Raw genomic sequence first — 13,386 nt, forward strand, 5'->3', positions numbered from 1 at the left:
GAGGTTCGGTAGCCAGGGCATCGACGATGCCCTGGCTACCTATCCGGGTGGCCGAGTGACTTACGACTCGTCGTCCATGGCGAGCGCAGCACTTTTCCGACAAGGCCCAGGTGGAGCAGGTAGGGCACGACCAGCACGGCGAGCACCAAGACCGCCGCGATCACCGGTCGGGTTGTGCGCTCTGAGGAGCCGTGACCGCGCCCTGTGCTTCACGCTTCGTGTCTGACCCAGACTGCAGACCATCTCGGTGACGGTTACCAAGAAGGCGACGACAAGCTGCGCTGCGTCATCCTGCGCGGCCGCTTTCATCCCGGCATCCGCGAGATGGACCCCGGTCTCATCCATTTCGATAGCCGCTTCGAGAACCCACTCTCAGTTCCCGAGCCCGGTCAAGATGCGCCTTGGCCTGATGAAGTCGACTGATCAACTCCGCTGCACTCACCCGATTCACTGTGCCAGAACATCACGTCGGTCACTCGGGTGTAGGAGCGTGGATGAACCTCGTCGGCCATGACCTCGTCGAGTTCCCACATGAACACATCGCGTCCCCGCATCCGCAAATCTTGCCAGCTCTTGCTACTTCGGACAGCCTCCTGCGGTCGAGAGGCATTCAGCCGTGGGGGAGTCCCGTTGGCTCCAAGAGTCGAATTCTGCCGCTTGCTGTTGCGATGCGTCGCTGGCGAGCTCGTCGGCGTGCATGGATGGTGCCGCAGGGGATGCGGGTGGCGTCGGCGACCCACACCCGGTTCGGCGCCGCAGCGGTGAACTGCCGGTTGACCAGGTCCGGTGCCGGTGTGGCCTTCGGGTTCGATCGGGTCGAGGGGATGCGCCACTTCTTGCGCAGGAACGCGCCTTGCCGGCCGGCGTCACGCATCAACCGCTCGACCCGCTTGCGGCCGACGTGCCGGCCTTGGCGGCGCAGCATGGCGTGCACTCGCGGGCTGCCGTAGGTGCCGCCGGAGACGTCGTGGATCTCCGCGATCTCCACCGCCAGGTCCGCGTCCTCACGGCGCCGGACAGACGGGTTCGCGGCTTGGGCGAGCCAGCCGTAGTAGGTGGAGACGGCCACGCCAATAACCCGGAGGACGGGCTCGACCCCGAAGCGATCGCGTAGCTCGTCGACGAGCGTCACGACCGTCGCCGGGTCGGGTCGAGTTCCGAGGCGAAAAAGCCGAAGCGGCCTTCAGGATCTCGTTGGCCCGCTTCAGTTCGGCGTTCTCCCGCCGCAGCCGGCGCAGCTCCTCCAGCTCCCCGCTGGTCGGCCGGTCGTCACGTTGGCCACGGTCGGCTTCGTCTTGGTGGATCCAGTTCCGCAACGCCTCGTGATGCACGTCGAGCTGCCGCGCCAGTTGGCGGATCACGGGCTTCGGGTCCGACTCCCGATACAAACGCACCGCACGTTCACGCAGCTCATCGGGGTACTTCTTCGGTGCTGCCACGGATGACTCCCTTCAGCTCCATCAGAGCATGATCGAAAGCCTCCGAGCTACCGGGGGAACCTCAAGTTCGACGGGGCTGATTGGCAGTTTGCGAGTCCGAGGGCCCAGGCGCTCATCGCTGGCCGGGATCCGCACGGAGACTTGCGCGGGCCGCTTGTGGGCCGGACACGGGGATGTCAGCTGGTCTACAACATGCGGACGCGGGCGGATTTCGACCTGACGCTGTTGTGGCGCCGAGGTGACGACCTGAGCGTCGCTCTGGAGAGGCTGCGTGGCGTCGCCGTAGATCCGACGGCGGCCCGTGCCCCACGGGACGCGATGAGCCCCGAGTTTGAGGGGCTCGACCGGTGGTTGCCGCGACCGGTGCGTGAGCAGCTTCTCGAAGCGGTAGCCATGCGTGCGATCGAACTGGAACAGGTGGCTCTTGAGGACCGCGTCGTGCTCGCCCACTACGAGCAGCAGGGGGGTGGACTCAGGATCGATTCACCTGCATGGGCAGGACGTCCGAGGCGAGGTGACACCGTACTTCGCTGGCTTCGGACTGCGGTACCTGTCGTCGGCGCCCCGATGCCTTGCCGACTACGACATTGTGGAGTGGCTTGAGGTTGTCCGTCCGACACTGCGTGGCGAACTGACGGCACTTCGGATCCGCCCGCTTGACCGAACGCGCCCGCGCAAGTTGCGCTGGTAGGGCTGAGCTGCGATGACAAGGCCAGGTGCAGCGACCCTCTGACAATCGTCGTGGCGTTGAAGTGCAGCAGGAAGCTGGTACGCAGGTATGCCGGGCCAGGCCCGGCTTCGGTGAGTCCGACAGCGGGGAGATCCGTCGGCCAGTTGCAGGTGGTGGATGCCGGATGACGGGCGGTGTAGAAAAGCGAGATCTTGCGTATGCCGGTGCGGGTGACGCCGTAGATGAAGGGTGCCGGCTCCGCCGCGCAGCGCTCGATGTCGCGCCAACGACTCATGACCACCTCGAGCTGCGCGAACACGCTTGACGCGTCCTCGCCGGTGAGCGCGATCATCTTTGCCGCATGGTCTCGCACTGCGGCGATCTCCAGCCGGTGTTCTTGTATGTGGCGGTCGCGCGTGATGATCAACCAGCCCTGACGGGCTACCTCCGGGATCCACACGGTGTCCTTCACCGCGGGGCTAGCGATCGGGCATGGCGGCCGGTGCCGCTTGTGGATCACTGCCCCGGGGTCGCCGGGGTAGGTGATGTCGGGGGCGTAGTCCTGCGAGAACCCGTGCGAGACCCAGTAGGTCAGCGTCGAGGTAGTAGCGAACCTCAGCGGGTTTGACCCGGCTCACGCCGCTCGCTGGGAATTCTCGTATGCCAGCGCCCACCGGACGTCGGCGATGTCGAGTTGGTAGGTCTCGGCTATCTCGCCGACGTCGAGCCCGACTTCGTCCTGCTCCCAGATCGTTTCGGTGCTGATGCCCTTGATCGACGGCCGGCCGAAGCGGACGTCTGGCGGGATGCGCACGGGGGACTGGGGGTTGGGGTCTGGGCGCCAACCGGCGGCGAGGTCGCCGTCCCACGTCACGCGTTCCCAGAACGCGGCCGAGGGTGGTGTGAGCAGCAGTTGGCCGCCGACGACAGCCACCAGGCAGTAGTCCGGGTCGAGGCCAGCGGCGGTCTGGGCTTCGAGAACTAGTTTGCGGCCAGCGACGTAGGGGCGGCGGTCGGCCAAGGGGTAGGGAACGTCGAACCGCTCCCGGAGCAGGTCGATGAAGGCCCGCAGCTCCACCATTGGCACTCGATGGGTTCGGCGATACTCACGCAGCAGGCCAGCCTCGACGAACTCGGCCCACGTCACGGAGCGGCCACCGCGCGGTTCGGTGCGTAGGATCGGTTTGTAGCTTTTGCCTCGCCGTTCGTCGCCCTCAAGCCAGTAGTGCAGCGTCGACTGGGCGACGCGCAGCAGCCGCGCCGCTTCGGCCTCGGAGAAGACTTCACGCTCAAGGACGCTCACCACGTCGACAGTCTCGCACGAGACTCGCGGGTCTTCCGGTCGCGCTCGGAGTTGACGCGCGTCGCATGCCTTGGTGCACGGAAGCCAGGCAGCATCATGGACCGCTCGTGTGCCGACGGGCGCCCGTCGCCGGGCGGGGTGGTTTTGCCGCTGGTTGCCTGGGGCAATCATCGGGCCGACGACAACCTCTCTGGAGGGACGGCTCTCGTGGAAATCTCTGGCTTCTTCGCCGCCATCGTTATCGGTCTGATCATCGGTGCGTTGGGCCGGCTGGTCGTACCGGGCAAGCAGAACATCTCGATCTGGCTGACCCTCGCCATCGGTGTGCTCGCCGCGATCCTCGGCACGCTCGTCGCCGGCGCCCTCGGCGTGGATGACACCAGCGGCCCCGACTGGATCGAGCTGCTCATCCAGGTCGTCTTCGCCGCGATCGGTGTCGCGGTCGTCGCCGGCGTCTGGGGCCGCCGCCGCGTCGGCTGACCCTGAACCCCGCGTGCGGGCCCGCCCCTTCCCGGAGGGCGCGCCCGCCGCCGCTGAAAGCAAGCCAGGGCACCGCCCCTGGTGGGCGGATCTGACGTCGCTGGCACACTGGTCGCTTCGCAAGACAGCTTTGACGAGGGGAAACGGGCCGATGGCGGCTGAGGGCAGTACCAAGGCCGTGGTGACGGCGCTGATCGCGAACCTGGGAATCGCGGTGAGCAAATTCGTCGCCGCCGCGATCACCGGCTCGGCGTCGATGTTGGCTGAGGGCGTGCACTCGGTGGCGGACTCGACCAACCAGGCGCTGCTGCTGGTCGGCGCCTAACGCGCCCGCCGCGCCCCGTCGCCCCTGCACCCCTTCGGGTACGCCCGCGAGCGCTACATCTACGCGTTCCTCGTCGCGATCATCCTGTTCACCCTCGGCGGGCTCTACGCCCTCTACGAGAGCTACCAGAAGATCACCCACCCGCACGAGCTGACGTCGCCGCTGATCGCGGTCGGCGTCCTGGTGATCGCCATGGCCCTGGAGGGCTACGCGCTGCGCACGGCGGTGGGGGAGGCCAACAAGGTCCGCGGTGGCCGTAGCTGGGTGGCGTTCGTGCGCCGCTCGCGTTCTCCGGAGCTGCCGGTGATCCTCCTGGAGGACGCCGGCGCGCTGCTCGGCCTCGTCTTCGCACTACTGGGCGTTGGCCTGACCGTGCTCACCGGCAACGGTGTCTTCGACGGCATCGCCACCGGATGCATCGGCGTCCTGCTGGTCAGCATCGCGATCATCCTGGCCACGGAGATCAAGAGCCTGCTCATCGGCGAGTCCGCGCTACCCGAGGAGGTCGCCGCCGTGCACACCGCGCTGCTGTCCACCCCCGGCGTGGACCGGATCATCCACCTACGCACCATGCACCTCGGTCCTGAGGAACTCCTGGTCGCTGCGAAGATCGCCGTGTCCGCGAGCGACAACGGCGCCAGCATCGCCGCGACCATCGACGACGCCGAGGCGCGCCTGCGCCAGGCGTTGCCGACCGCGAAGGTCGTCTACCTCGAACCCGACATCGACCGGCAGCCGGCACCCGGCCTGCCCGCTTGACCGCACCTCAAGGCGGATGGTTGGGGCTGGCCGGTGGGGGTACTGACGTTCGTGTAGCGCCACCACTGACTGTAGGAGGCTCCCATGGGCATCGATGACAAGATCGGCAACGCCTCCGAAGAGGCCGCCGGCAAGCTCAAGGAAGTCGCCGGTAAGGCCACCGACAACGAGCAGCTCGAAGCTGAGGGTCGCGGTGACCAGGCCAGCTCCAAGCTGAAGCAGGCCGGCGAGAAGATCAAGGACGCCTTCAAGAGCTGACCCAGGCTCGCGCAAGGCGCACCAGGGTGGGATGACTAGACGGCCACGACGGCACCCCGTCGTGGCCGTCGCCTGTGCCCGGCGGCGCTTACCGCTCGACGGACGTCATCGTCGCCGTCCGGCGGACGCCACCATGCCTGGTCTCGCGGGCCCACCGCCCTCCGGCGACCGCGTAGCTGACCGCGAGGCACCCGTAGCCGACCGCGGCGACGCCGAGCAGCGGTGGCCTACCGGTCGGGGTTGAACAGCACGCTTGGTCGGGCGTACGACCAGCATGGTGCTCTCCAGCCCGTCAGGCGCGGTGGCGGCGGGTCTTCTCGATGACGTCGCGGCCGTCGGCGTTCTGCTGGCGTGGCGCGTAGCCGGCTTTGCGCAGGGTGGCCATCGTGTCGGCGGTGGTGGCTTGGCTGGCCAGCACGGTGGGGGCGAGTAGACGCAGGTTGAGCTTGTCCAGCCGCTTGTCGGCGCAGATCTGGGCCAGCAGGGCGGTGTCGTCGCTGACCAGGGTGCTGGCCACGGGCGCGACCCGTACTGACCCGTGTTGGCGGGCGACGTCTGCGAGCAGGTAGACCAGTGGTTGCGGCAGTCCGCCTTCGGCGATCTTCGTCAGGGCCTTGGACAAGCGCTGCTCGGTCCAGCCTGCGTCGTACGCGCCGCGTACCGCCGCGGGGCTGAAGCGCCAGGTCGTGGCCGTGCCGCGGGACTCGACGACGGCGGTCGCACCGAGGAGTTCAGCTAGATCCGGGCTCGGTGTTCCCGCCACGACCGCGGTCAGGTCGGCCTGCAGCCGGGCGGTACAGGCGACCTCACCCAGATCGCCGACTGCCTCGGCGATGTCCGCGTCGGCCAGCAGCGCCTGCCCGGCAGGGCTGACAGCGCCCGCGCCGAGGATCCCCAGGGTTGCGGCCTCGTCCAGCAGGCCCCTCACGGCCGTGGTGCCGCCGAAGGCCAGCGGCTGCTGCCACCACATCCACTGGGCGGCCTGCTCGAGGTTCGTCGTCGCCCGGTCGCCCAACGCCCGCAGTGCGACGATCCGGGCTTGCGCAGACCAGCTGTGGCGGTGCTCCGGAACCCACGGCCCAGTCTGCGACGACGGCAGATAGTCCAGCTCGCGCCACGCCTTCAGCATCACCGCGAGCCGTCGGTCCAGACCGAGCTTGAGCCAGCGGTCGTACGCGGTCGTCGGGACCACGCGATCGTCGAGGTCGGCCAGCCTGGCCCCCTGGGCGACCGCTAGCAGCAGCCGCACGGTCGGAACCGTCACTTCCAGCGTCTTCGCCGTCCGGGTCAGCTCGCGCACGCCCACTCCGCCGGCCTTGACCGTGACCAGCGGCTCACGTCCAGCCCCGTCCAGCAGCGCCGACAGCAGCCCGACCACGGCGATGCCCTGGGCCTGGGCATCACGGCGCACTGCCGGGGGATTCGGCGTACGCCAGGTGACCGGTGGTTCCTGCGGCTGGAATGGCGCCCGGTAGTCCGCTCCTCGCACAGCGAGCGCAACCTGACCCGCCAGCTGATAGTCCTCCCAGGTCACCCGGTAGACCAGCCCGTGCTCCTCGGCCCAGTCCAGCGGATGCACCTGCCGATAGCGGCTCGTGTACCGACTCCGATGTGCGATGCCGCTTCCGCCATGGCGACGGATCCGTCCACCGTCGCGGTCAGCCTCCTCCAACACCGTCCGCGTCGCGGCCGGCATCCGCTTGACCAGAGCGTGCACGTTGTCCGTGTCGAGGAAGAACTCCGCCACTGCCTCCAGCAGGTCCGCTTTGCGGCCCTTCGTGGGCAGCCCCAGGTTGTTCGCCACCACCTTCAGATCATCGACGCTCAACACGGCGGCGAGCTGACCAGCGGCCGGGCCGACACCCAGCGGACAATCGAAGACCTCCCGCAGTACGCCGCTCACCGTGAGACGGCCCCGCAGCCGCGCGACGAGCCCTGCATCGGCGGCACGCTGCAGGTACGGCGTCGCGTCGGCGCCGACCAACGCCGACACCTCCGCCTCGGTGACCAGGCCACCCAGCGCCAGAGCCGCCTCCAACACTTGAAGGGTCGGCAGGTCAAGGCCAGCAAGCTGATCATACGGATTCACGGTGGCGCTCCCAGACACACGGCGACGCCCTGAATCCAACCCCACGAAACCGTCTCCGCGTAGGCGCGACTCGCCAGCCGCCAACCTGAGCCCGGCGACCTGGCTCGCCGCCGGTGGTTCCAAGCTGAGGCCGTACCTCCGACAGCCGGATGTCGAGCGGCCGGGAACGGTCTCCAGCCGCTCCGCATGGGCAGGGCCGGCCGGCCCCGTCATTTGCGCGGACGCCGACCTCGGCGGCGTCCGGATCACCGCCCGCATCCACGACAACCTGCCGTCGGACACTTCTCGTGGAGATCCACGCGAGGTCAACTCCCCTCGTGTGGATCATCGGGTCCACCTGTCTCATGTGTGCACAGCGAGCCTTCGGGAGTCGCTGCCACCTTCCACTGACACGGCCGCATCCGTGCTGGTGGGTGCGTAGGTGAGCACCGGCAGGCCGCGCCCTCGCCGGCCCGACGAGCAGCTCGTCGAGGCGCTCGTACCCACCCCACTGCGGGTCGCGTCGCCGGAGCCGGCGCCGCTGCCGACACTGCCCGCGCCCGCCGCCCGCACGAGTGATGGTGTGCTGTTCGACGTGGACCGACCCGACGTCGCCGGCCGGGTCACCGCTCGTGCGCTGCTGCGGGCCTTCGGCTGGACAGCGAGCCTCACGCTGCACGTTGACGTCGTGACCGGCGCGATCCTGATCACCCCGGCCGCTGATGGCGCGCACGTCGTGGGCACTCGCTGCTGACCGCGGCGATCGGACGCGACACCGTGGTCACCGCCGACGCCCTGCACTGCCAACGCGAGCACGTCGACCCCCGAAGGATTTACGACCGGGACCACTTACCTTCAAGGTCTGTAGCGGTCGACCGCTGCCGTCACCGACTGCTCCAGGATGTCGAGGCCCTCGGCCAGTTCCTCATCCGTCAGGGTCAGGGGCGGCATCAACTTCACCACCTCGTCGGTGGATCCGGACATCTCCACCAGCAGCCCACGGACGAACGCCTCCTGGGCGACCCGTCGGGCCAGCTGCGGTTCCCGGAAGGCCAGACCCCACACCAGGCCCCGGCCGCGTGACGTCACTGCGTGCGCCCGATGCCGACCGGCGAGTTCCGCCAGCCTCGCCTCAAGCAGGATGTCCCGTTCCGCTGTCTGCTTCTCCAGTTTGCTGTCGACCCAGAATTCCTTGAGCGCGGCCGCCGCGGTGACGAAGGCGAAGTTGTTGCCGCGAAAGGTCCCGTTGTGTTCGCCGGGTTGCCACACGTCGAGTTCGGGGCGGAAGAGCGTAAGGGACATCGGTAGGCCGTACCCGCTGATGGACTTGGAAAGGCAGACGATGTCGGGAGTGATTCCCGCGTGCTCGAAGCTGAAGAACGGGCCGGTGCGACCGCAGCCCATCTGGATGTCGTCGACGATCAGCAACACTTTGCGGCGGGCGCACAGCTCGGCGAGGTCGGCGAGCCAGATCGCGCGGGCCGGGTTGATGCCGCCTTCGCCCTGCACGGTCTCCACGATGACGGCGGCCGGTAGGTCCATTCCGCTGCTGCTGTCGGCGAGCATGGTGTCGAGCAGGGTGAGCCCGGAGACCTGGCCACCGGCGAAGCCGTCGTACGGGACGCGCCAGGTGTTTCCGAGTGGGACGCCGGCACCTGCGCGCAAGGTGGCGTTTCCGGTGACGGCCAGTGAGCCGAGTGACATGCCGTGGAAGGCGCCGGTGAAGGCGACGACGGTGTGGCGTCCGGTCACTTTGCGGGCGAGTTTGAGTGCCGCCTCGACGCTGTTCGTACCGGTGGGTCCGGTGAACTGCACGCGGTAGTCCAGGCTGCGGGGGGCGAGTACCCGCGATGCGAATTCGGCGAGGAAGTCCTGCTTGGCGGCGGTCAGCATGTCGAGGCTGTGGGTGACCCCGTCCCGCTCCAGGTAGTCCAGCAGGGCTCGCTTGAGGATCGGATGGTTGTGGCCGTAGTTGAGGGCGCCCGCGCCGGCGAAGAAGTCAAGGTAGGCGCGGCCGTCGTCGGCGAACATTCGGCTGCCACGCCCGTGGTCGAACACGATCGGCCAGCTTCGGCAGTAACTACGGACCTCTGACTCGATAGTGGGGGCCATCATGATGTCTCCTCGGAGTTGGAGCTGCCCGTCCATCACGGTTTCGGAGCCGCGTCGATGTAGCTGCCTGCGTCCACGGCCCTGAGCTGCGGGCCCTCGGCGACGGGGCGTTGTGCTGCCGCCCCGCCGCACGCCATGTTCGGCGGGGCGGGGCGGCATGAAGTGTGGTGCGGTACGGACTTCGGCCTCAGGCCCGGGCCATCTGCTCCCGCAGGCTTCGCGGCCGCATGTCCGACCACACCTTCCCGATATGGTCCAGGCACTCCTGCTTCGACCCGGACGTCCCTTCGGCGGTCCAGCCCAGCGGCAGCTCCCGGTCGGCCCACCAGATCGAGTACTGCTCCTCGTCGTTGCGCACGACGCGGTAGACACCGTCGTCAGTCATGACCCCTCCGGCATGGTCGGGTGATCCGAATAGCTGAGCCCGATGTTGCCGGGCCTACGCGTGCCGTCCATAGAGACGAACACGCAGACGCGTCGTGCGGCTCCGTCCCTGTTCGACGGTCCGCACCTCGCGCAGGCTCTGGGCTCACGGCCGATCGCCACCTGAAGGGGGCTCGGCATGACCGAGCGACGCCATCTGATCTCCATCGACGACCTCTCCGACGACCAACTGCGCTGGATCGTCCAGCGCGGCGCCGAGTACTCGCGTGGTTCCGCGGGAGCCGACCAGCCCCTGTCCGGGGCGGTCGTCGGCGTGCTGTTCCGCAGGACCTCCACCCGTACCCGGACCGCGTTCTCCGCAGGTGCGCTGCGTCTCGGCGCCGGCCTGATCACGTACGGCCCGAACGACCTGCAACTGGCCACCGGCGAGTCGGTGGAGGACACCGGCGCGGTGCTCTCCGGCATGCTCGACGTCCTGGTCGCCCGCACCGTCGGGCCGGAGTCCGAGCTTCGGGCGTACGCCGCCCAGAAGCGCATGTCGGTGATCAACGCGATGAGTGCGGTCGAACACCCGACTCAGGCCCTCGCCGACCTCACCACGATCGTCCGGCACTTCGGTCGGGTCGAGGGCGTACGGGTGCTGTATGTGGGGGAGGGGAACAACACCGCCTCGGCGCTGACCCTCGCGCTGTCCCGGTACCCCGGCGCCGAGCTGCACCTGCGTACCCCGCCCGGGTACGGCGTGGAGCGGCGGTACCTCGACCAGGCGGCGGTGTCCGCCCGGCGTAGCGGCGCGCGGGTCGAACAGCGGCACGACCTGTCGGGCCTGCCACCGGTGGATGTCGTCTACACCACCCGCTGGCAGACCACGGGTTCGACGAAGCCGACGCCCGACTGGCGTTCCGAGTTCGCCCCGTTCCAGGTCAATGAGGCTCTGATGGCGGCCTGCCCGGGCGCGGTGTTCATGCACGACCTGCCGGCACATCGGGGCGAGGAGGTGACCGGGGCGGTACTCGACGGGCCCGACAGCATCGCCTTCGCCCAAGCCGAGAACAAGTACCACAGCGCCCGGGCGGTCCTGGAGTGGTGCGCCGTCGACCGGCCGAGCGGCGGAGCGGGGCTGTGACCACGTTTCTCGACGACATCTTGACACACGCCACGACCCGGCCCGACGCGCCGGCGATCGTCACCCCGGACACCGCCCTGTGCTACGAGGACTTTGCCGCCCGGACCGACCGGCTGGCCCGGGCGCTGGTCGCCCGGGGCGTCGGACCGGAGCAGGTCTGCGCGGTCATGGTTGACCGGGGCCCGGAGGCCGTCATCGCGATGGCGGCCGTGCTTCGGGCCGGCGGCGCCTTCCTCACCCTCAACACCGAACTGCCCGATGAGCGACTGGCGGCGATGGTCCGCACCGCCCAGGCCCGGTTCCTGATCACCACACCGGCCCGGGCCGGGCAGCACGACCTCGCCATCGACGGCCCGACCGTGTTCGTCGACGCGCCTGACGCGCCGGCACCCCTGCGACCGTTGTCGCCCCGATCGCTGGCCTACGTCAGTCACACCTCCGGTTCGTCCGGGCCGCCGAACGCGGTACTGCTGGAGCACCGCGGCGTCACCAACTACCTACGGTTCATCGTCGACGACTACCAACTCGGTCCGGACACCGTGGTGCTGCAACTCGCGCCGTTCGGGTACGACGCCTCGATCCGTGACACGTTCGCCCCGCTCGTCGCCGGCGGGCAGGTGGTCCTGGTGCCGCGCTCCACCCTGTTGCGCGCCGGTGAGTTCGTCGCGGCCCTCCGCAGGTGGGGGGTGAACACGATTCTGTCGGCCACCCCGACCTTCCTGACGTCACTGCGGCGCAGCGATCTGCCCGACCTGCGGTTGACCGTGTCCAGCGGTGAGTCGCTGCGACCGTTCGTCGTCGCCGGTGGCCGCGACCGGGTGCCCGGACGGATGATCAACCAGTACGGCCCGACCGAGACCACGATGACCTCGACCCGCTTCGCCGTGCCGCCGGTCCCGGACCCGACGGTCGACCTGATCGGGACACCGATCGACGGTGTGAGCGTGCATCTGCTCGACGACGAGCTGCACGCCGTGCCGGACGGCGGTGTCGGCGAGGTGTGGATCGGTGGATGTGGTGTCGCGCGCGGGTACAGCGGCCGGCCGGGGTTGACCGCGGACCGGTTCCTGCCGGACCCACACGGCGCACCCGGCGCGCGCATGTACCGCACCGGTGACCTGGCGCGTCGGTTGCCCGACGGTGGCCTCGTGTATCTCGGCCGCATCGATCGGCAGATCAAGGTCCGGGGCTACCGGATCGACCCGGCCGAGATCGAGGGCGCGCTGCTGGCCCATCCCGCCGTCACCGGCGCGGTGGTCACCGCGGGTACCGATGCCGGCGGCCGGGTCTTCCTCATCGCGCACGTCGCCGCGGCGTCGGCGCAGGTGACGGACGCAGCGCTGCGTGCCCACCTGGCGATGACGTTGCCCCACTACATGATCCCGCGACGGTTCGCCCGGATCGACCGCCTACCGACGACGGTCAGCGGCAAGACCGACCGCAGGGCGGTCACCGTGGACGGGTCATGAGGACGACAGGTGTCGGGCCGACCCTCGCGGACGTGCGCCTGGCCGCCGACCGGATCACCGGCCTGGTGGATCGCACTCCGGTGCTGCCGCTGGATTCGCGGGTGCTGGTCAAGGCCGAGCACCGCCAGCGCGGCGGCTCGTTCAAGATCAGGGGCGCGGCGAACGCGATGCTTGCCCGGTACGCCTACGAGGTGGTGGCGGGTTCCTCCGGTAACCACGGCATCGCCGTCGCCATGCTCGGTGCCGCCTTGGGCATCAGGGTGACGATCGTGATGGCTGCCGGGGCCAGTGACGGCAAGACCCGGAAGATCCGGGCACTCGGCGCCAGCGTGGTCCAGGTGACCGGCGGCGTGGTCGAACGCGACCGCCGGGCCGCGGACATCGCCGCGGCGACCGGGGCGGTCCTGGTGCCTTCCTCCGACGACGAGCTGGTGGTGGCCGGGGCCGGCACGGTCGGGCTTGAGGTGCTCGAACAGGTGCCGGGCGTCACGACGATCTTCGTACCGACCGGCGGTGGTGGCCTGCTGGCCGGCGTCTGCCTGGCGGCGTCGGCGCTGTCTCTGCGGGTCGTCGGGGTGGAACCGATGTCCGCACGCCGCTACGCCGTTTCCGTTGCCCGGGGTGCGCCGACCGAGCTGCCACCGTCCATGACGATCGCCGACGGCCTGCGCGGGCAACGACCCGGTGCGGTTCCCTGGCCGATCATTCGGCACCGGGTCGACGACCTGATCGGCGTGACCGACGAGGCGATCACCCACGCGCTGGGTGTTCTTCGCCGAGCCGGTGTCAGCGCGGAACCAAGCGGTGCGGTAGCGCTGGCCGGCGCGCTACGGCGCGGATCTGCCGGCCGTGCGGTGGTGATCGTTTCGGGTGGAAACGGCGCGGCCGGCAGCAGCAGTACGAAGACAGAAGAACCTCCGGCAGAACTGCTGCCGGCGTCAACCGGTGAGTCTGCATGTTCTTCCCTGCGCTGTCTCGATGGTGCGGAGGAAT

The 13,386-nt window shown here is 69.1% G+C and carries 11 protein-coding genes and 3 pseudogenes; 7 read left to right on the plus strand and 7 right to left on the minus strand.

Annotation, left to right across the window (positions count from 1 at the left end; all coding sequences use genetic code 11):
- Positions 1 to 610 precede the first annotated feature (610 nt).
- The 4 genes and pseudogenes from KBX71_RS06640 to KBX71_RS06655 all read right to left on the minus strand — a co-directional run bounded on the left by KBX71_RS06640 (position 611) and on the right by KBX71_RS06655 (position 3,415).
- A complete protein-coding gene (locus KBX71_RS06640; protein WP_307846988.1) occupies positions 611 to 1,132 on the minus strand; it encodes an IS3 family transposase in 522 nt (173 codons plus the stop codon).
- Between the two features lie 79 nt (positions 1,133 to 1,211).
- Positions 1,212 to 1,439: pseudogene (locus KBX71_RS34755) on the minus strand (transposase); the annotation flags it as partial.
- Positions 1,440 to 1,888: 449 nt separating this feature from the next.
- Positions 1,889 to 2,581, minus strand: a complete 693-nt coding sequence (locus KBX71_RS06650) for a hypothetical protein (RefSeq protein WP_210817126.1) — start codon at positions 2,579 to 2,581, stop codon at positions 1,889 to 1,891.
- Positions 2,582 to 2,743: 162 nt separating this feature from the next.
- On the minus strand, positions 2,744 to 3,415 hold the full coding sequence (locus tag KBX71_RS06655) for a DUF433 domain-containing protein (protein ID WP_210817127.1): 672 nt from the start codon (positions 3,413 to 3,415) through the stop codon (positions 2,744 to 2,746).
- Between the two features lie 204 nt (positions 3,416 to 3,619).
- Here KBX71_RS06655 and KBX71_RS06660 point away from each other — a divergent pair, with 204 nt between their 5' ends.
- From KBX71_RS06660 to KBX71_RS06670, 3 genes and pseudogenes are all read left to right on the plus strand, one after another.
- A complete protein-coding gene (locus KBX71_RS06660; protein ID WP_124820864.1) occupies positions 3,620 to 3,892 on the plus strand; it encodes a GlsB/YeaQ/YmgE family stress response membrane protein in 273 nt (90 codons plus the stop codon).
- Positions 3,893 to 4,043: 151 nt separating this feature from the next.
- Positions 4,044 to 5,014: pseudogene (locus tag KBX71_RS06665) on the plus strand (cation diffusion facilitator family transporter); the annotation flags it as partial.
- 46 nt (positions 5,015 to 5,060) lie between these two features.
- Complete coding sequence (locus tag KBX71_RS06670) at positions 5,061 to 5,234, plus strand: CsbD family protein (protein ID WP_210817128.1); 174 nt, start codon at positions 5,061 to 5,063, stop codon at positions 5,232 to 5,234.
- A gap of 292 nt (positions 5,235 to 5,526) precedes the next feature.
- Here the strand turns inward: KBX71_RS06670 and KBX71_RS06675 are convergent, their stop codons facing one another.
- Complete coding sequence (locus KBX71_RS06675) at positions 5,527 to 7,275, minus strand: helicase-associated domain-containing protein (RefSeq protein WP_307846995.1); 1,749 nt, start codon at positions 7,273 to 7,275, stop codon at positions 5,527 to 5,529.
- 469 nt (positions 7,276 to 7,744) lie between these two features.
- Here KBX71_RS06675 and KBX71_RS06680 point away from each other — a divergent pair, with 469 nt between their 5' ends.
- On the plus strand, positions 7,745 to 8,056 hold the full coding sequence (locus tag KBX71_RS06680; RefSeq protein WP_210817130.1) for a hypothetical protein: 312 nt from the start codon (positions 7,745 to 7,747) through the stop codon (positions 8,054 to 8,056).
- A gap of 101 nt (positions 8,057 to 8,157) precedes the next feature.
- Here the strand turns inward: KBX71_RS06680 and ectB are convergent, their stop codons facing one another.
- Together ectB and KBX71_RS06690 are read right to left on the minus strand one after the other, a co-directional pair.
- Positions 8,158 to 9,414, minus strand: coding sequence for a diaminobutyrate--2-oxoglutarate transaminase (ectB, locus tag KBX71_RS06685; protein WP_210817301.1), 1,257 nt, complete (start codon positions 9,412 to 9,414; stop codon positions 8,158 to 8,160).
- Between the two features lie 187 nt (positions 9,415 to 9,601).
- Positions 9,602 to 9,799 carry an MbtH family protein gene (locus KBX71_RS06690; protein ID WP_093402962.1) on the minus strand — a complete coding sequence of 66 codons (198 nt, stop codon included), beginning with the start codon at positions 9,797 to 9,799 and terminating at the stop codon, positions 9,602 to 9,604.
- Between the two features lie 177 nt (positions 9,800 to 9,976).
- On the opposite strand from KBX71_RS06690, the gene KBX71_RS06695 reads away from it, so the two are divergent.
- The 3 genes and pseudogenes from KBX71_RS06695 to KBX71_RS06705 all read left to right on the plus strand — a co-directional run.
- Positions 9,977 to 10,924: an ornithine carbamoyltransferase gene (locus KBX71_RS06695; RefSeq protein WP_210817131.1), complete on the plus strand. Its 948-nt coding sequence runs from the start codon at positions 9,977 to 9,979 to the stop codon at positions 10,922 to 10,924.
- Entirely contained in the window at positions 10,921 to 12,393 is a 1,473-nt protein-coding gene (locus KBX71_RS06700; RefSeq protein ID WP_210817132.1) for an amino acid adenylation domain-containing protein, read from the plus strand. Before KBX71_RS06695 ends, KBX71_RS06700 begins: the two co-directional genes overlap by 4 nt.
- Positions 12,390 to 13,319: pseudogene (locus tag KBX71_RS06705) on the plus strand (threonine/serine dehydratase); the annotation flags it as partial. The gene KBX71_RS06700 and the pseudogene KBX71_RS06705, both read left to right, overlap by 4 nt.
- Between the last annotated feature and the right edge of the window lie 67 nt (positions 13,320 to 13,386).

The sequence above is a fragment of the Micromonospora sp. D93 genome (assembly GCF_018070365.1).
Taxonomy (GTDB): Bacteria; Actinomycetota; Actinomycetes; order Mycobacteriales; family Micromonosporaceae; genus Micromonospora; species Micromonospora ureilytica.